Genomic DNA, 18,469 nt, shown 5'->3' with positions numbered 1-18,469 from the left:
AATCGCTTTAAAATCAGCCACTTTGTTGCTGTTTTCAATTTCACCATAGCGGTGCTATGCTAAAATCTCCAAACAGCCTGATTTTCTTGCGATTGCAACACTTCCCGTAAACACGGGACAGGCTTCACCCCTGACTATTGTCAGGAAGGAGAAATCCTATTACATAATCCGGGTTAAAAAATATAGAAAGCCAAATGATTCATTTCATTTGGCTTTCTATTGTTCCGAAATCTTGTAATTTTACAGCAAGCTTCCCTTTTATTTAAAATGGAAGACTTAAAAATGAAATTCATGGACTGGTTAATATTAATAAGTTTGATTGTTTTTGGTGCACTTTTGGTAATGCTGGAAGTTATTTTTGTACCGGGAACGACCGTAGTAGGTATATTGGGACTTGTCTTTACAGCTCTAGGGATTTATCATGCTTTCATTCACTTCTCCCCAGTTGTAGGGTATGGAGCCTTAGCTGCTTCTGGTTTTATAAACTTGGGAATGATCGTTTATGGTTTTAAGTCTGGGGTGTGGGATCGTTTCGCGCTCAAGGATACCTCTTCTGGAGGAGCGTATGACGATCGTCTGCTAGGGCTTGAAGTTGGTCAGGTAGGCGAAACGCTTTCTGATTGTAAGCCTTACGGGAAAATTATTATTGAAGATAAAATTTATGAGGCCAAATCTCAGGGAGGGTTTATTCCTGCAAAAACAAGCATTACTATTTCAAAAATTGAAAACAATAAAATCATCATAAAACCTTAAATTATGGATATTTCTAATTCGGTATTGGTATTGGTCGCCGCCTTTGGCGGTCTTATTATATTATTTGTCTTCCTCTATTTTGTACCCGTAAATCTCTGGATTACTGCCATTTTCTCCAACGTAAAGGTTGGGCTTTTGGAATTGGTGGGTATGCGAATCAGAAAAGTGCCTCCTGGGGTGATTGTCAATTCGCTAATTACCGCAACCAAAGCTGGGCTTAATCTTACTACCAATGATCTGGAAACGCACTTTTTAGCTGGAGGTAATGTGCCAAATGTTATTAGGGCTTTGATTTCAGCAGACAAGGCAAATATCTCTCTTTCTTTTAAACAAGCTACAGCTATAGACCTAGCAGGAAGAGATGTGTTTGAGGCGGTTCAGATTTCAGTAAACCCTAAAGTGATCAATACTCCCAATGTAGCAGCAGTAGCAGCAGATGGTATTCAGCTTATTGCCAAAGCAAGAGTGACTGTAAGAGCCAATATCGCTCAATTGGTAGGTGGAGCTGGTGAAGAAACGATTTTGGCTAGAGTAGGCGAAGGGATTGTTACTTCTATAGGTTCTGCGAAGAACCATAAAAGTGTGTTGGAAAACCCTGATAAAATCTCAAAACTTGTATTGGAAAGAGGGCTTGATTCAGGTACTGCATTTGAAATATTATCCATAGACATTGCAGATATCGATGTTGGATCAAATATTGGAGCAAAACTTCAGATTGATCAGGCTACTGCTGATTTGAAAGTAGCGGAAGCTAGGGCCGAAGAAAGAAGGGCAATGGCGGTTGCCCTAGAGCAGGAAATGAAAGCTAAAAATGTTGAGATGAAAGCGAAGGTAACCGAAGCTGAGTCTGAGGTTCCTAAAGCCATTGCAGAAGCATTTAGGTCCGGTAACTTGGGTATAATGGATTATTACAAAATGGAAAATGTAAAATCTGATACCAGTATGCGTGATTCAATAGCAAAATCTGATGAAAATAAATCCTCCGACAGGTCTAGAGGAAACGATAAAAATAAATAATAAAAAAAGGGGCTTTATGCCCCTTTTTTCTCTTTCCTTCTTTTTTTCAATTCTTTTTTACTCAATATTTCAGGCACTTCTTCTGCCTTGCTTTTTGCTAAAATTTTAGCATTCTTATTGTCAAATAGAATGGCGTTATAGTAAAGGGGAAGTTCGAAATCCCCATTTTCTTTTATCACCCCGTATTTGTCACCTTTCCTGATTAAGATCTTATCTTTAGCCTCTCTTCTGATTTCCTCAAATACTGGTTGGCTAATGATAGTGCCATCTGGCTTGGCTAGTCCAAACAAGCCATTGTCTTCTAAAAGGTAATAGTCATCCATCATTCTGCTAATTCTTTTACAAGGGCTTTCGAGCAAAGACTTCCCACTTTTATTGATCAGGTCGTACTTGCCGTCGATTTGAACGATAGCCAGGCTGTTTTTAAAGGGCCCTACAGCGCTGTATTGATAAGGGATGACCAATTCCTGCTGATGGTTGATATAACCCCATTTGGTGCCGGTTTTCACACTTGCCATGCCTTCTGAGAATACTTTTACCTGATCAAATTCAGGACTTACTATGGTGTCACCAGAGGCATTGATAAAGCCGAAGCCATTTCCAATTTTGGCGCCATAAGCACCTTCGTTACCGGGCAGAATACCTGTGGCAGTTTTTGTTGGCTTAACTTCCCAGTCACCTTCTTTATTTAACAAGCCCGTGGTCCCATCTCTAAAGTGAACATTAAAATAGCTTCCTGATCTTCTGACGGAATCCATTCCGACAATATCCAGCAGGATACCGTCATTTTTCATTATCCTACGCAATTTTCCATGGATGTATTCTACCATTACATCATGTTCAATGCTAATCCTGTGGAAGCTATTGTACCTGATGTCAGCCGTAGTGGATAGGGCGTTGATCAAAAGGTATTCATTGCTGTTTTTAGCATAAAAATAATTGTCTTCCAAGTGGCTTATTTCATCAATAACAGGCTTTAGAATATAATCTCCTTCCATATTGATTAAACCCAAGCCAGAGGCTTCCCTAGCAACAATTACATCATCAGTAGGGTCTGTAAGTGAAATAAAACGGTGTTCTGGAGTTTGTGAAAGGGGTAAAGAGAAGCTTCCATCGCTATTTTGAGCGATCACCTGACCATTTCTGGCTATTCTGGCCGAAACATAACTACCTATAGGAGTAGTCTCCCTTTTGCCTCTGTCGTAAACAAAGTAATCATCGCCTATTCTTGCAAGTAATCGGGTATAATAAGAATCAATTTCATCATAAATAGCAGGTAGCACCTGCTCCCCATATTCATGGATTGCCCCAAATTTATCCTTGTTTTGGATGATTATCCAAGGCTCAAGAAATTGATAGAGGGAAGCATCCTCTATTACGGTGAATGGTTCATATTTTGCGTCTAAAAAAGAAAGATCATTGTCCCAAACATTGATCCTTAGGTTATTTCCTAATAAGAAAATTTCTCCCTTAGAAAGCTTTTTTTCCAAGTGGAAGTCGTTGTCAAATACTTCCCAGGTTTGAGTTGAACCTACCCTTGCAAACAGTACGGTTAATAGCAAGGTTATAAAAAATCTGTATAGGTTTAATTTATGCATTTTAGCGTGTTTTAGGGGTGAAAGTAAAAAAGAAATTACAGCTTTCCCAATAAAACTACAAAGGCAATTTTAACTGCTGAATAAAAAAATATAAGTAGGTCAGTACTTGGTTTTTACCTAATGATCTGTTTTTTTGACTTCTTCTTTTTCCAAGTCAAAAAGGTCATTAATGATTCCAATCATTTCTTCAGCTTGATCCCTTTTGCAAGCAGCTCTTAGTTGTACCACGGGTACTTTAAGAATTTTTTGCATCATGCTTTTGGTCATTTTATCGATAATATCGAACTGTTGACTATCTGCATTCTTGAGGTATCTCTCCAGCTCTTCCTTACGGATTTGCTCCAAGCTGTTTTTTAGTTTATTGATGGTGGGGGAAACCATCATTTCTTTTTTCCAATCGTAGAATTCTTTAATGTTCTCTACGATAATATTCTCCACATGTGGTATAGCTGCTTTCCTTTTGCTTAAGGTTTCGGTCGCCTTGCTTCGGATATTGTCCACATTATACAGCAATACACCTGGAAGGTCTTCCACTGCGGTGTCAATACTTCTTGGTACCGAAAGATCTACCAATAATTTATAGCTTTTTATATTAAAACTACTTATTAACTGTTTGCTAATTAAAGGTTCAGACATTGCGACCGAAGAAATGATCACATCTGCCTCTTTCATCGCTTCAAAGCAATCCTCGAAGGGGATGGCTTCAAAATTATATTCAGTAGCCAATTCCAAAGCTTTAGAATAGGTCCTGTTGGCAATTTTTATTTTTGCATCACCCAAATAAACCAGGTTTTTTGCAACATCTTCTCCTATTTCTCCCAGTCCTACCAGAAGTACTCTTGGTTGGTGGGTATTGGAGGTAAGTTCTTCAATTAATTCCACTGCTGCATAGGATACAGAAGCAGCTCCATCTCTGAATGCCGTCTCTTGTACTACCTTCTTATTGGTGAAGAATATGGTATGCATGAGGCGGTGTAAGAAAGGTCCAGCCATGTCCATGTCCACAGCAGTCTGATACGCTCGTTTTACCTGATTGGATATTTGCATGTCTCCAATAACCTGAGCTTCCAGACCCATCGCCACTCTAAAAAGATGGGATATGGCTGTTTTATCATCATGGAAAATGTCAAAATATTCCAAATACGATATGGTATCTACCAGTCCTTTTTCTAGCCCTACAAGTTTTATGATTTCTGTGGAAAGATCCAGTTCGTGGCTGTAATATATTTCTGTCCTGTTGCAGGTAGAAAGAATCAAGGTATCCGTCAAGCTAAAAAACTCTCTCAATTTTCCCAAAAGAGAACGTACCGCTCCTTCGTCCAAAGAAACCAACTCCCGGATTGCTACGGGGGCATTCTTAAATGAGAGACTTAAAGCTTTAAACTTTGACTGCATGGTGACGAACTTTCAGCTACAAATTTATTATAGAATTGGGACGAAATGAATTAATTCGGCAAAGGGAGTTTAATTTATAATACTTCTAAATAATTAATGCCGCATTAAATCCTAATACAATATTGCGAATTTTTGGAATAACATTCCAATATTCTTAATTTATGTAGCCAATAGAGAAAATCTATGATGGAAAATTGGTTCTACATATTAAAATCGTACTTGGGTTTTACCCGTAGGGAAATGCGAGGTTTCGTTTTTGTAATCCCTATACTTTGCCTGCTATACGCTGGGCCATTTTTTATAGAACGCTATCACCACTCTTCTGATCAAGCTACTTATTTGGCTTACATTGCTGAAAACAATGAATTGTTAAGCCAAAAGGTTCCTTCTCGGATAGATTCTAGTCAGAAAAACCAAAAGCCAAGCCAGGAAACAAAGAGGGAAGAAAAGAAAAGCAGCTCTTCATCATCACTAAAGAAACCTAGCAAGCCAAGTTTCAATAAAATAACTTTTTCTGAAGCTACTGCCATTGAATTGCAAATGGTACAAGGTGTAGGACCTGTTCTTTCTGCGCGAATTGATGATTACAGAGAAAGTTTAGGCGGTTTTCACAGTCCGGAACAAATTCTGGAAGTTTATGGGGTAGATGCTGAACTCGCCGAGAAAATTTACTCTGTATTTGCTTTTGAAGCTCATATAAGTCGTCAATTAAATATCAATTCAGCAGATTTTAAACAATTGATAAAGCACCCTTATATAGACTATGGGGCCACTAAGGTGATTTTGGCTTATAGGAAACAACATGGGCCATACAAATCAGCAGAAGAGTTGTTGAAGATTAAAATTTTCAATGAAGACTGGGTAAATAGAGTTTCCCCTTACCTGACTTTTTGATTTCAATTAGAAATAGTGAATTTCTTCGGCTTGCTAAGATCAATTTAGAATAGGCTTCTTCAATGCTGTTTGGGTTATTGCAGAATTAGGGTTTAATTCTCTACAATATTTTGAATGTTAATTTCATATAATTGAATGGCTCACGGAAGAAAAAAGTCATGTTAAATACTGTTAGGTAGTGGTTTATCTAAGAGGTTGGTCAATTCAGGTGTTGGGCTAAATACCTTAGGGGCTTAACTATGTTTTCTATTCGGAACTAAATTTTGTAATAAGATTTTGCCGTATGAATATTTGTCGGAAATTTACCCAATGAAGGATTTGGTACAACATTTGGCTGCGATTGAACTGAATTTACCATCTTACCCCATGGATATAGAACAGGGGGATCAAGGTAAATATTACGTTTTTGACCCAATAAGGAAAAAGAAACTGCTTTTAACACCTGAAGAATGGGTAAGGCAGCACATCACGCATTACCTTGTCAAGCATTTGAATTATCCGGGAAGTTTGATTTCATTGGAAAAGGGATTGAAATACAATGCCCTTCAAAAGCGCTTTGACATAATGGTATTGGACAGGACGGGGGCATCTTTCTTTTTGATTGAATGCAAGGCGCCTGATGTAAAACTGAACCAAAAAACCATAGAGCAAGTTTGTTTGTATAACAATAAGTTCAACGCCCCTTATTTATGTATAAGCAATGGGCGCCAGCATTTTTGTTTGCAAAAAGATTTAAAAACAGGTAAGTATTCACAAATTGCTCATTTCCCTATGTTTGAATAATTACCAAGATTTTTAAGTCATTGAAATATGATGATAAATGTGACGAGAGTCATGTAATTTACTAAATTTGTCTAGTTACTTACTTAAAATTGTGGCCACAATATGATGAATAAAGTAAAGAGTACGCCTTGCGAATTGTGCATGAGCAGGAAGCTTTCCTTATTTGCAGGACTTGGAGAGGAGCATTTATGCAATGTTTCTGAGGGTAAAAATTTCATATCGCATAAAAAAGGTCAAATCCTTTATTACGAAAACACTAAACCACTGGGGGTGTTTTGTGTGAACAGTGGTGTAGTTAAAATTTTTAAGACAGCTTCAAATGGTAAAGATCAAATCATACGACTTGCCCAAAAAGGTCATTTAGTAGGTTATTCTTCATTGATAGGAGAGGAATCCTATTCTACCACTGCCACCATAGTGGAAGACGCGGGGATTTGCTTTGTACCAAAGGAGGTGTTTTTGAAAGTAATGAAGGAAGATAATAATTTTCATCAACGACTTACTCAAGCACTTTGTCATGAAATGGGACTTATGGAAAGTCAATTGACAGACGCAACCCAGAAATCGATTAGAGAGCGTTTAGCGCTGACTTTATTGCAATTGGGAGACAGCTATGGAGTTGATGGTGGAGACAGACAGAGGCTTGATATCGCGCTTACAAGGGAAGAAATAGCTGGACTTGTGGGAACGGCTACTGAAACCGTTATTAGATTGCTTTCCGAGTTCAAAAAAGATAAGCTTATCGATTTACAAGGAAAAAAAATTATTCTCCTGAACAGAAAAGGCTTGGCAAGGCTTTCTGATTTCTACGGATGATTTTAAACCATAAATAATGGTCTACTGAAATGGCATCAAAATCAAACTTTTGGTGGCTAATTTCTGCTTCAATATTGCATTGTTATGTCCTAGTTTTCAAGTTGACATCCTTTGTTTGGGGGTAATTTTTTAAAGAAATCAGGATCTTTCATCGCCTGTTAAAAGGCAAATAGGCACCTCCAAACCTTTCAATATTTAGTAAAAAGTTTGGAGATGAAGGTGTATTTATTTGGTGAATTCTGTAATAGGTTCAAGTTCTAGTTTTCTGAATTCTACTTTAGCGCCTTCTGCCTGTACAGCTATTTGCCCTTTACTTGCAGTCGCATTGTAACCTTCATTTACCAGGTCTCCATTTACCCACACTTTCACTTTATCACCTAGGCATTCTATTACCATTCTGTTCCATAATCCGGGTGGGTTTTCAGAGCCATCCGTAAGGTTTAATATTCTCCTTTTCTTTCCTTCTGTTACTCCCCATTCTTCTTTTGGACCTCTCCTTTCAACCATATTGTCCACTTCGATGTTTTCCACTATACACCAAAAATCACCAGCGTTTTCATGGTACATTTGGACTTCTATAGATTTGGGAAACATTTTATATAGGGACCGAGGAGTAGAGGCATGAATTAAGATGCCGCAATTTCCAGTTTCTCCAGGAAAGCGGTACTCTGTGGTAATCCTATAATTTTCATATTCATCATCAGTAATAAGATGACCTAGCGGATTACCCATACTTATTAGCATTCCATCCTCGACAATAAAGGAAGGACCTGCATTGGCATTGGTGTCTAGTTCGGGTACATCTACATGCCAGCCGGATAAGTCTACTCCATTAAAAATGGGTAGGTTTTGTGCCATTGTTGTAGATAGCATAAAGCTACAGGTCAATGCTAGTATAAAAATTTTTGGCTTCATAGTTAGGGCGTTATTGGTTAGGTGTAAAGCAAACAGGGGAGCACCCTTTAAGACGCTCCCCTGTTGGTATAAATAAGTTTTCGAATGCGCTTATCCGATTAGGTTTCCATTGTCATCCCATTGGGCGATGGTTCCTCTTGTGCTTATGTCAAGGTATACGTCTTTGTATTTTGGGTCATTTTCCAAGCCGTGTTTGGCCAATACTTCTTCAGGAACACCATCCCAAGCATTTGGTCGGTTACCTACATATCCCAGGTCTTTAAAGCCTTCTTCACTGGTGAAAAAGCCTGTAGCAGTTAGGTTTCTAAGGTCATTGAAGAATTTCACACCACCTTTATTTTCAGGCTTAGCTGTATCAGGATAGGCGATTAGATCGATAACTTGAGTACGCTGATCTTCAGAAATTTCTAGAAATTTTTTGCTGAACATCTCGTCTGATTTGTAATCTAGCCACAAAAGGCCTCCTCTTAAGGGCGTTTGGTATCTAGGGATGTCTTTTACCATGAATTCAATAAAATCAGGTACACCGGCATCAGTAGCGCTTCCAGAGGTGTCATCCGCTGGAATGATCATATCCACAAGAATATCTAATTTTTTCCGCTCATCTTCTGTGAAGAAAGTGGTAGATTTCAAACTTTCGTTATGAATAATCTCTTCAGGTGTACGGCCATAGCTACCAAACTCACCAATTTTAGGATTGTGAGGTATTTCTACGGTTTCAGCCTTTTCTGGTCCACATCCTGTAAACAGTATACCTGAAGCCAAGGAGCCGGTAAATAAAAGTTTTAGGTTTTCTCTTCTGTTCATTGCTTTAGATATTTTTCTTGTTCATTTGATCAATAATGTATTCGGAAGTTCTCCAGGAGTTGGCTAGAATTGTCCAAGTAGGGTTTTTATCTGCTTGGGAAACAAAGGCTCCACCGTCTACTACAAATAAGTTTTTGCAGTCATGTGCCTGAGAAAATTTGTTCAATACTGATGTTTTAGGGTCATTGCCCATACGGGTCGTTCCTACTTCATGAATAATTCTTCCAGGTTTGTGTAGACCATACTGTCTGTCAGCACCGGGCTTTTCGCCTAGGATCACAGCGCCCATGCTAGTCAATATTTCCTCGAAAGTTTCATGCATGTGTTTGGCCTGATTCAGTTCCTGATCGCTCCATTTATAATGAAATTTTAGTACAGGAATACCGTATTTGTCCACTACCTGCTCATCTATTTCACAATAATTTTCATATCGTGGAATACTTTCCCCTCTTCCTGACATACCTACAGTACTACCGTAAAATCTTCGAATGTCTTTTTTCAGGCCTTCACCATATCCACCATTGACTCCAGGTTTTCCAAACTCGTCTTTAACGTATTGTCTCATGGTGTCCATGCCTCCGCCAAATCCGTAAGCAGGCATTCCCATGCCGCCCCAATATTCTATATGATAACCTCTGGCAAAATCCAGATTTTTTTCATTCAACCACCATGGTGTGTAAACATGCATTCCACCTACACCGTCCTCGTTGTATCTTTCTCGATCCATCATGTCAGGTAAGATACCCATTCTATCTGCTCCAGTAGAGTCATGTAAGTAATGGCCTACATGCCCAGAGCTATTACCAAGTCCATCAGGATGGCTTGAGGATTTTGAGTTCAACATAATACGAGCTGATTCACAAGCAGAAGCACCAAGTACAACCACTCTTGCTGACAACTTGTATTCTTTCATGTCAAGCTTACTGATATAAGTGACTCCAGTGGCTTCACCCTTATCATTGGTCATCACCTTTCTTACCATAGCCATGGTGAAAAGATCCACTTGGCCTTTTTTCATTGCTGGTTTTACCAGACAGGTACCTGCGGAAAAATCGGCATAAACCTGACAGGCTCTATTACATTGACTACAGAAGAAACAGGTTCCTCGGTCATTGTTTATTGGTCGCGTAAGGATAGAAAGTCTGGAAGGTATTACAGGGATATTGACTTTATCTGCACCTTTTTTAATGAATAGCTCATGCAAACGTGGCTTTGGCGGAGGGAGGAAATTCCCGTCCGGTTCATTGTTGATCCCTTCTTTGGAACCAAATACACCGATTAATCGATCGACTTTGTCGTAATAAGGGGCAATATCATCATAGCTGATTGGCCAGTTTTCACCAAGTCCATCGAAATCTTTTCTCTTAAAATCCAAGGGACCAAATCTTAAAGAGATTCTTCCCCAGTGATTGGTCCTTCCTCCAAGCATTCTGGATCTAAACCAGTCAAATTCACTTCCTTCACCACGAGTGTAAGGTTCTCCTTCAATTTCCCAACCACCAATAGCTGCATCAAAATCTCCAAATGGGCGAACCGTACCGGCACCTCTTCTTGGAGACTCCCAAGGTGGCCTCAATTGGGTTCTATGTTCCTCTAAAGCGGGGTCAAAATCAGCTCCAGCTTCTACTACTGCCACCTTTAATCCGGCCTCTGCCAAAATTTTGGAGGCCATTCCACCGCCTGCTCCAGATCCTACGATGATCACATCATAAGCATCTCCAGCAGTCTGTATTTGAATACTCATCCTTTGTTTTTTATTAATTTCTCGGAAAAATTAAGATAATTTTCTGATAATAAAAAGAAACATTTTGAAAGTACATTACCATAAATGATTAAAACAGGCTATTTGTTATAGCAACGGTCTTAAATGTTTCCAAACAGTTTGTGCTACAATTTGTTGTCCTTCGCTTGTTGGGTGGATGCCGTCGGGTAAGTTTAAATCCGGATTTCCCGCAACACCTTCCAAAAGAAAAGGGATGATTCCTATGTTTTGCTTTTCAGCAATCTCAGCATACATCTCTCTAAATTCTTCAGCATATTCCAATCCCATATTTGGGGGGATTTGCATCCCTGCAAGCAGGATTTTGGTACTAGGGAATTTCTTTGAGACCGCAGCAATTATGGCATTTAGGTTTTTTCTTGTCTCTTCCAAGGGAATACCTCTTAAACCATCATTTCCACCTAATTCCAAGATGAAAACTTCAGGTTGGTCTTCAAGGAACCAATCCAGCCTACTGAGGCCACTAGCGGTGGTTTCTCCACTTAAACCTCCATTGATGACCTTGTAGTTTAAGTCAAGGCTGTCTATTTTGTCCTGAATTAGGGAGGGAAAAGAGGCTTCTTCATCCAAGCCATAGCCAGCCGTAAGGCTGTTACCATAAAATAGAATGTTCTTTTTTTTGCTCTTTTCTGCAGTTTTAACGGTTGTCGATGTAACCTTTTTCTCTGTTTCCTGTTTTTGATTACAGGAAACAGTTAAAGTTGAACTTACTGCTAGCAACAGAACGGCAGTAAATGCTGTTTTTATTATTCTTAACATTTGAAATATTTTTACAGTCAATTATCAAAAATACTAAACTTAATCCACTATTGTTTTTGTTCAAAAGGGATAAGTTTTTTTCTTTGAAAGATATGAACATACTAAGCGTTGAAAATCTGACCAAAACCTACCGAAGTGGAAACAGGGAACTTACTGTTTTGGATAAGGTTAATTTTGAGGTCGAACAGGGTAAGACCCTATCTATAGTGGGGCCTTCTGGAAGTGGTAAAACCACTCTGTTGGGCCTTTGCGCAGGACTGGACGTAGCCAGTTCTGGAAGCGTAAGGATGGATGGGAAACCACTGGAAAACATGAATGAAGACCAAAGGGCTGGGATTAGAAATCAGTTGGTAGGTTTTATTTTTCAAAATTTTCAACTATTGCAAACATTAACGGCCTTGGAAAATGTAATGGTTCCACTGGAGTTGAAAAAGCGCAAGGATGCCAAAGAAAAAGCCAAAGAGCTTTTGGAAAAAGTAGGCTTAGGAGATCGGCTCACGCATTACCCAAACCAATTGTCTGGAGGTGAACAGCAAAGGGTCTCTATAGCCAGGGCTTTTGCCAATGAACCAAAAATATTATTTGCAGATGAACCAACGGGTAATTTGGATACAGAAACAGGTGAAATGGTAGAAAACCTTATTTTTAATCTGAATGAAGAACAAGGGACGACCTTGATTTTGGTTACTCACGACTTGGAACTTGCAGCTCGGACCCACCATTCATTACATATTAAAGGCGGTAAAATACAGGAGGCTATCAATGGTTGATTGGGGCTGGTCATTTAAAATGGCCAAAAGAGAATTTAGAAAAACAGGCGTTAAACTAGTTTTGTTTGTTTCCGCTATTGTTACTGGTATAGCTGCTCTGGTAGCTGTTACTTCTTTTGGAGAAAATTTAAGTAAGGATATTGACAATCAGGCCAAAGAACTATTGGGAGCAGACCTGCTACTAAAGAAAAACCAGACCATAGAATTTCCCGAGGTTGAGAAATTGGCCAGTAAACATGCTTTGGAAATAAACTTTGCTTCCATGGTGTATTTCCCTAAAGCGGGCAATAGCAGACTGACTCAGGTTAGGGCTTTGGAAGGTGCATTTCCATATTATGGAAGCCTTGAAACTTTGCCCCAAGAAGGGGAGCGTACCTTCAGGTTAGGTGGAAGCAGGGCTTTGGTAGAAAAAACCTTGATGGCACAGTTTGGTGCCGTAGTGGGAGATAGTATAAAAGTGGGGAATGTAACCCTTGAAATCGTGGGGGCTTTACAAAAAGTCCCTGGACAAACTGGGATTACGGCTACTGTGGCTCCGGCAGTGTATATTCCTATGGACCAGCTTGAAGCCTCAGGCTTGGTTCAATATGGAAGCCGGGTCAATTATAATCATTATTTTTTATTCCCTGAAAACTTCGACTTGCAGGCTTTAATAGACGAAAACAAGGAAGTATGGGAAGAGGACAGAGTGAATGTTGACACTGTACAGACCCAAAAGGAGTCTACAGGTAGGTCTTTTGAAAATCTCTCAAACTTTCTAACATTGGTCGCTTTCATTGCCGTTTTATTAGGCTGTGTAGGAGTGGGTAGTGCTGTAAATGTTTTTGTCAAGGAAAAGCTTCCTTCGGTTGCCGTATTGAGGTGCTTAGGTGTGAAAGCCCTAGACATCATAGTGGTTTACTTGGTGCAGATATTCTTTATGGGCTTATTAGGCTCTATAATTGGGGCAATGGCAGGTGCGCTGTTGCAGTTTTTATTGCCTTTGGTATTTAGCGATTTTCTTCCTGTAGAAGTCTCCGTTCAATTGGCTTGGGGATCCATAAGTATGGGGATTGTAACCGGAGTAATGATTTCCATTCTCTTTGCATTAATACCTTTACTCAAAATCCGAAAAGTGTCTCCAATGATGACTTTAAGGCCTGACGATCAATCAGGAGGCTTTGGAAAAGATCCTGTGAGGATTTTTGTTTTGTTGGGTATCATTTTATTTATCCTGCTGTTTAGTTTTTTCTTATTAGGGAAATGGGACCAAACCTTTTGGTTTACAGGATTCGTAGTATTGGCCTTTGGTGCTTTGTGGCTGTTGGCCATGGGGGTAATGAAAGCCATCCGTACATTCCTTCCAATATCTTTGAACTACCCTGTTAGACAAGCTTTGTCAAATTTGTACCGGCCCAATAATCAGACAGTTTCTTTATTGGCAACGATAGGTTTGGGAACAGCAATGATTGGAACATTGTTTTTTATTCAAGACCAACTTTTGGATGAGGTTCGATTTGCTGATAAAGAAGATCAACCAAACATGCTTTTTTTTGATATTCAAACCAGTCAGGTGGACAGCATGAAAGCAGTTCTTGAGGCTGAAGGTCTTCCGGTTCTACAACATGTACCCATCATCACTATGGGGGTTTCGGAGGTGAATGGCCTTACTAAGAAAGACAATGAAGAGCTTAGTGATGAAGAACGGAGATCCGGCTCTTTTTACAACAGAGAATTCCGCGTGACCTATAGGGACAGCCTTATCAATACAGAAGAATTGTTAGAAGGGAGTCTTATACCCTACCGTTCGGATTCAGACAGTATTTTTGTGTCTATGGAAGAAGGCTATGCCGAGCGGAATCATGTGAAAATCGGAGATGAAATAGTTTTCAATGTACAGGGTAGACCCTTGACTACTTATGTAGGAAGTATTAGAAAAGTAAACTTTAGAAGAGTTTCCACTAACTTCCTTGTATTATTTCCGGACAAAGTCTTAGACAATGCCCCGAAATTTCATGTGTTAATCACTAAAACTAAGGACGATAAAGCTTCTGCTGACATCCAAAATATCATGGTGCGGCAGTTTCCAAATGTATCTGTAGTTAATCTAAGCATGATTGTCGAAACTCTGGAGGATCTACTTGGGAAGATTGGCTTTGTTATTCAGTTTATGGCCTTTTTTAGCATTTTGACAGGTGTTTTGGTTTTGATTAGTTCCTTGCTTATAAGTAAATTTCAGAGAGTTAGGGAGAATATTTTGTTGAGAACAATTGGTGCTGAAAGAAAAGTATTGATTAAGATTAATATTTTGGAATACCTATTCCTTGGTAGTCTGGCAGCAGGAGGGGGATTAATGCTTTCGGTACTTGCTTCTTTTCTGCTAAGTTATTTCGTGTTTGAAATTGCATTCAGTTTACCTTGGCAACCTTTGTTTTTGGTGTTTGCACTGATTACAGGACTTACCGTGTTTTTAGGTTGGATTAATAGTTTAAACATACTTAAGGCCAAGACGATGGATATATTGAGGAGCTAAAGGTCAATTTTAAGTGGTTGATTAATGATAAATGAACCTTTTGGATAAATTCAATGTATCTACATTAGATACCAGTAGAATAAATGAAAATTGAAGAGGAAATAAGACAAAATCCATTCAAGGACAACTATACCAAGGCAGTTGTAAATTTACTATTTACGCAAAGTTACTTGGTTACTCATCAAAGTAAGATTTTTAAGCCTCATGATTTATCTCCTGAGCAATACAATGTACTAAGAATTTTACGAGGTCAGTTTCCTAAACCTATCACGGTGTCTTCTATCCAAGAGAGAATGCTTAATAAAATGAGCAATGCCTCTAGGCTGGTGGAAAAACTCAAGCAAAAAAAGATGGTGAAAAGGACGGAATGTCCTAAGGATAGAAGGCAAGTGGATATAGTGATCACAGAAAAGGGACTTGAGCTTTTAGAATTACTTGACATAGAGGTCAGGAAATTTAATGTGGACACCATACACCTTGATGAAAAAGAGGTAGAGCAGCTAAATCTACTTTTGGATAAGTTAAGAGGTTGACTCCTGAGATAAGCAATCAATTGTAACTGAAGGTTACCCATGTGAAGGTGTAATGCATAATGTTGCTCAGAATTGTATTTATTTTGATTTCTAAGTTGGGATAATCATCATGTATTAAGGAGTAATTTAAACCGGGCCCATCTTAAAGCTGAATTACACTTGATTTTCTGTTTCAGCACCAATTTACAATTGGAGGTTTGTCCCCATTTAATTCATATTCGAATTATTGGCCTGTGATTTGTTTAGTGATGACTGAATAGATTAGATAAATTGTTTAGAACAGAAGGCAGGGTTATGAAAAGAATATTTGCAATATTAGTTTTGATTATTGGTGTCCAAATGATTTCATTTGGACAGGAAACCTCGAAAATCATTGTAGATGGTAAAAGTGAAATCAAGGTTTTGCCTGATGAAGCATTGATTCGAGTTTCACTTACCAGCAAAGCGATGAAAACAGCCGATGCGACTGAGGAACTCAATAAAAAAGCAGCAGCAGTGACCAAAGCACTCAAGCAAAGTGGAGTGAAAAATTATGAATTAAAGGCTGACAATTATTTTGTCAATGTAAATAGGGTATATACAAAAGGCACTTCTAAAGACAGTGGTTATGTTGCTAACCAAACCCTAAGAGTATTGGTGAAAGACAATACAGGAGAAGATTTGGCGAAAATCATGGAGGCATTGCATACCAATGTGGACATGGGTTTTCAATTTGAGTTTCAATTGTCAGACAAAAAAAAGAAGGAATACCAAGAAGAATTGTTACTGTTGGCCATAATGGATGCTAAAAGCAAAGCCGAATTAATAGCCAATTCGCTTGAATTGGGAGATATAGCTGTGCATCAGGTGATATATGGAGAGGCTACTAATTCTTATCAACCAAAAATGTATAGGTCTGAATCTATGCGGGTAAGCGCTGACATTCAGCGAACACCACCTACCATCGAACCGGATGAGCAGATTTTAAGTGATCAGGTGAAAGTAATTTTCACTTTTAATAAATGATTTAAACTAGGCCTGGGGATTAGGGAAATTGTCTGTTTCATCTTCTCCCTGCCTCTTGTGAAGACATTGGAAATCCTTTTCAATTAACACCTTAAGCATGGCTTCTCCAGGTAGTGGGAGATTTTTTGATATGCCAACTTGCTCAGTGTTTGCCCAGGTTTTTATTTCAGATTCAGAAAGGCTTATACTTAGATGTTGCGTCTCAAAAGATATTGTCAGGTCATTGTCTTTATTCATCGGCTTAACAGAATAAATAAAGGAAGGATAGGGGGCAGGCAAGTTCAATACTTCTTTAATCTCTGTGCCCTTAGCAAGTTGGTTGACTTCGCTTTGGGAAAGCCTTAATCTAATCGTATTGAGATGAATGCGGATTTTCATGAGTTGAATTTATGAATCAGAATTGATATTGCAGTTGTTTTAGGCAGAAATGTGAATTATGGTGGGTTTACTTAGGAAAAAATAATTCATTTCCAGCTTAGACGCAGATTAGGTTTATTTTAAATCTATAGGAATAGACAATTTAGCTTATTGAAGCATATTCAGGGTTTAAATTTTTTGATTTTGTTCAAAGTATACCCAATTTACCAAAAGGAATTTCTCTTACAATTTACTGTTAAATCAAATGCCGGAAAAAGACATCTTAGATTTTCTTAAAGAATTGGCTTCCAATAATTCCAAAGAGTGGATGGATGAAAACCGTAACTGGTACCTTCAGGAAAAAGCCGCTTTTCTTGAAAAGGTAGCTGAGATATTGGCTCAGTTAAGTATTGATGAGCCTGGGTTCTCAGATTTGAGGCCTAAAGATTGTGTTTTTAGGCAGAATAGAGACATACGCTTCAGTGCGAATAAGGCTCCGTACAAAAGCAATATGGCCGCTTATTTCTCCGTTGGAGGGAAAAAGTCAGAAGGCCCAGGGTACTATTTACACGTTCAGCCGGGAGGATCTTTTGTAGGTGGAGGTATATGGATGCCTCAAGCGCCGATTTTAAAGAAAATTCGACAGGAAATAGATTATTCCGGAAAGGAGTTGAGAAACCTGCTATTGTCACCTGAGATAAAGAATACCTTTGGAGAAATGCAAGGGGAAAAACTCAAAACTTCTCCCAAAGGATTTGAGAAAGACCATCCGTTTATTGAATACTTAAGGTACAAGAGTTTTATATTGTCTCATCCGATCCCAGATGAGGAAATACGTTCTGGCGCCTATGTGGCAACTACGCTAGAGGCTTTTTCAAAAATGCGACCATTTCAGGCCTTCTTAAACCAGGCAGTATCAATTTCTGATGAAGATGATATTTTGCTCTAAAGCAAAAGTTTCTCTATGGTAATGGCAACCCCATCTGCAGTATTTGATTCGGTAATTTCCTTGGCTACCTTTTTTACTTCATCCCGGGCATTGGCAACAGCTACACCATAGCCCACCTCTTCTATTAGAGAGATGTCATTGTAATTGTCTCCAAAAGCGAGAACTTCCGCCATGGGGATGGCAGCCTCAGCCAATATTTGTCGTAGACCTGAAGCTTTAGATATTGACTTGGGCGCGATTTCAATATAGGTGTCTTTGGATCTGTAAAGGTGTAAGGAAGAGGAGAAGTTTTCAATCAGTTGATCATAAAGCCATTGAATTTCTTCAGCGGTTCCCATACACATCACCTTATGTGCACCTCTGCTGTTTTCTTCCCAGTTTCCAAGTACAGAAAGGTGATTGTCAATCGTTGCTTTCACTTTTGTGACCATCTCTTCTTTTACAGTCCATTTGTCTTTACTGGGAGCAAACCAACTGTCACCAGAATATAGGCTAATATGCACTGATGTCTCACTTGCTAAAGCAAAAATCTCACGACAGGTATTTGCATCTATATAAGTAGAACTAACTTGTTGATAATCTTTATTTTTTGAACGAATTACAAAGCCTCCATTGTAACATATAAGCGGATTGGCCACTCTGCCAAACTCTTCCAGTAAATGGGCCATAGCCCCAGGCATTCTGGAAGAGGCCAGGATGATTGGGAAATCTGATGGTAAAGCAGCAAAGGCTTTAAGGGTTCTAGTGGAAAGTTGCCTGGTTTTATCTAAAAGGGTCCCATCAATATCTGTGCAAATGGCGCTGATTTTCATATTCGGAAAGTTTA

General features: G+C 38.9%; 18 protein-coding genes. 10 read left to right on the top strand and 8 right to left on the bottom strand.

Going from position 1 to position 18,469, the window contains the following annotated elements; all coding sequences use genetic code 11:
• Positions 1–291: 291 nt before the first annotated feature.
• Complete coding sequence (locus AC13EX_RS23785) at positions 292–753, top strand: NfeD family protein (RefSeq protein WP_048644499.1); 462 nt, start codon at positions 292–294, stop codon at positions 751–753.
• A 3-nt stretch (positions 754–756) separates the two neighbouring features.
• A complete protein-coding gene (floA, locus tag AC13EX_RS23780) occupies positions 757–1,770 on the top strand; it encodes a flotillin-like protein FloA (RefSeq protein WP_048642171.1) in 1,014 nt (337 codons plus the stop codon).
• A 14-nt stretch (positions 1,771–1,784) separates the two neighbouring features.
• Here floA and AC13EX_RS23775 read toward each other — a convergent pair whose 3' ends face one another.
• Both AC13EX_RS23775 and hemA read right to left on the bottom strand, forming a co-directional pair.
• Positions 1,785–3,368: a WG repeat-containing protein gene (locus tag AC13EX_RS23775; RefSeq protein ID WP_482894570.1), complete on the bottom strand. Its 1,584-nt coding sequence runs from the start codon at positions 3,366–3,368 to the stop codon at positions 1,785–1,787.
• A 117-nt stretch (positions 3,369–3,485) separates the two neighbouring features.
• On the bottom strand, positions 3,486–4,763 hold the full coding sequence (gene hemA, locus AC13EX_RS23770; RefSeq protein WP_048642173.1) for a glutamyl-tRNA reductase: 1,278 nt from the start codon (positions 4,761–4,763) through the stop codon (positions 3,486–3,488).
• 183 nt (positions 4,764–4,946) lie between these two features.
• Here hemA and AC13EX_RS23765 point away from each other — a divergent pair, with 183 nt between their 5' ends.
• The 3 genes from AC13EX_RS23765 (at position 4,947) to AC13EX_RS23755 (ending at position 7,256) form a co-directional block, all read left to right on the top strand.
• Entirely contained in the window at positions 4,947–5,657 is a 711-nt protein-coding gene (locus AC13EX_RS23765; protein WP_482894569.1) for a ComEA family DNA-binding protein, read from the top strand.
• Between the two features lie 309 nt (positions 5,658–5,966).
• Positions 5,967–6,440: a type I restriction enzyme HsdR N-terminal domain-containing protein gene (locus tag AC13EX_RS23760; protein ID WP_482894568.1), complete on the top strand. Its 474-nt coding sequence runs from the start codon at positions 5,967–5,969 to the stop codon at positions 6,438–6,440.
• Positions 6,441–6,542: 102 nt separating this feature from the next.
• Entirely contained in the window at positions 6,543–7,256 is a 714-nt protein-coding gene (locus tag AC13EX_RS23755; RefSeq protein ID WP_048642176.1) for a Crp/Fnr family transcriptional regulator, read from the top strand.
• A 225-nt stretch (positions 7,257–7,481) separates the two neighbouring features.
• Here the strand turns inward: AC13EX_RS23755 and AC13EX_RS23750 are convergent, their stop codons facing one another.
• The 4 genes from AC13EX_RS23750 to AC13EX_RS23735 form a co-directional block, all read right to left on the bottom strand.
• The gene (locus AC13EX_RS23750) at positions 7,482–8,171 is read right to left on the bottom strand and encodes a 3-keto-disaccharide hydrolase (RefSeq protein ID WP_048642178.1); all 690 of its coding nucleotides are present in this window, start codon (positions 8,169–8,171) and stop codon (positions 7,482–7,484) included.
• A gap of 90 nt (positions 8,172–8,261) precedes the next feature.
• Entirely contained in the window at positions 8,262–8,978 is a 717-nt protein-coding gene (locus tag AC13EX_RS23745; protein WP_048642179.1) for a gluconate 2-dehydrogenase subunit 3 family protein, read from the bottom strand.
• Positions 8,979–8,982: 4 nt separating this feature from the next.
• The gene (locus tag AC13EX_RS23740) at positions 8,983–10,722 is read right to left on the bottom strand and encodes a GMC oxidoreductase (RefSeq protein ID WP_048642180.1); all 1,740 of its coding nucleotides are present in this window, start codon (positions 10,720–10,722) and stop codon (positions 8,983–8,985) included.
• Positions 10,723–10,827: 105 nt separating this feature from the next.
• Entirely contained in the window at positions 10,828–11,517 is a 690-nt protein-coding gene (locus tag AC13EX_RS23735; protein ID WP_482894567.1) for an arylesterase, read from the bottom strand.
• A gap of 92 nt (positions 11,518–11,609) precedes the next feature.
• Between AC13EX_RS23735 and AC13EX_RS23730 the strand changes: the two genes are divergently transcribed.
• From AC13EX_RS23730 to AC13EX_RS23715, 4 genes are all read left to right on the top strand, one after another.
• Positions 11,610–12,287, top strand: a complete 678-nt coding sequence (locus AC13EX_RS23730; protein ID WP_048644500.1) for an ABC transporter ATP-binding protein — start codon at positions 11,610–11,612, stop codon at positions 12,285–12,287.
• A complete protein-coding gene (locus AC13EX_RS23725; RefSeq protein WP_482894566.1) occupies positions 12,280–14,799 on the top strand; it encodes an ABC transporter permease in 2,520 nt (839 codons plus the stop codon). Before AC13EX_RS23730 ends, AC13EX_RS23725 begins: the two co-directional genes overlap by 8 nt.
• Positions 14,800–14,882: 83 nt before the next feature.
• Positions 14,883–15,332: a MarR family winged helix-turn-helix transcriptional regulator gene (locus tag AC13EX_RS23720; RefSeq protein WP_048642183.1), complete on the top strand. Its 450-nt coding sequence runs from the start codon at positions 14,883–14,885 to the stop codon at positions 15,330–15,332.
• Between the two features lie 294 nt (positions 15,333–15,626).
• The gene (locus AC13EX_RS23715; RefSeq protein ID WP_482894565.1) at positions 15,627–16,337 is read left to right on the top strand and encodes an SIMPL domain-containing protein; all 711 of its coding nucleotides are present in this window, start codon (positions 15,627–15,629) and stop codon (positions 16,335–16,337) included.
• A 6-nt stretch (positions 16,338–16,343) separates the two neighbouring features.
• Here AC13EX_RS23715 and AC13EX_RS23710 read toward each other — a convergent pair whose 3' ends face one another.
• A complete protein-coding gene (locus tag AC13EX_RS23710) occupies positions 16,344–16,715 on the bottom strand; it encodes a DUF7009 family protein (protein WP_482894564.1) in 372 nt (123 codons plus the stop codon).
• A gap of 244 nt (positions 16,716–16,959) precedes the next feature.
• Between AC13EX_RS23710 and AC13EX_RS23705 the strand changes: the two genes are divergently transcribed.
• The gene (locus tag AC13EX_RS23705; protein ID WP_482894563.1) at positions 16,960–17,643 is read left to right on the top strand and encodes a DUF2461 domain-containing protein; all 684 of its coding nucleotides are present in this window, start codon (positions 16,960–16,962) and stop codon (positions 17,641–17,643) included.
• Here AC13EX_RS23705 and AC13EX_RS23700 read toward each other — a convergent pair.
• Positions 17,640–18,455 (bottom strand): Cof-type HAD-IIB family hydrolase, encoded by an 816-nt coding sequence (locus AC13EX_RS23700; RefSeq protein ID WP_482894562.1) that lies wholly within the window; start codon positions 18,453–18,455, stop codon positions 17,640–17,642. The genes AC13EX_RS23705 and AC13EX_RS23700 overlap by 4 nt on opposite strands.
• Between the last annotated feature and the right edge of the window lie 14 nt (positions 18,456–18,469).

Source organism: Cyclobacterium sp. L-R (assembly GCF_056859355.1).
This window is presented reverse-complemented; position numbering and strand designations above follow the sequence as displayed.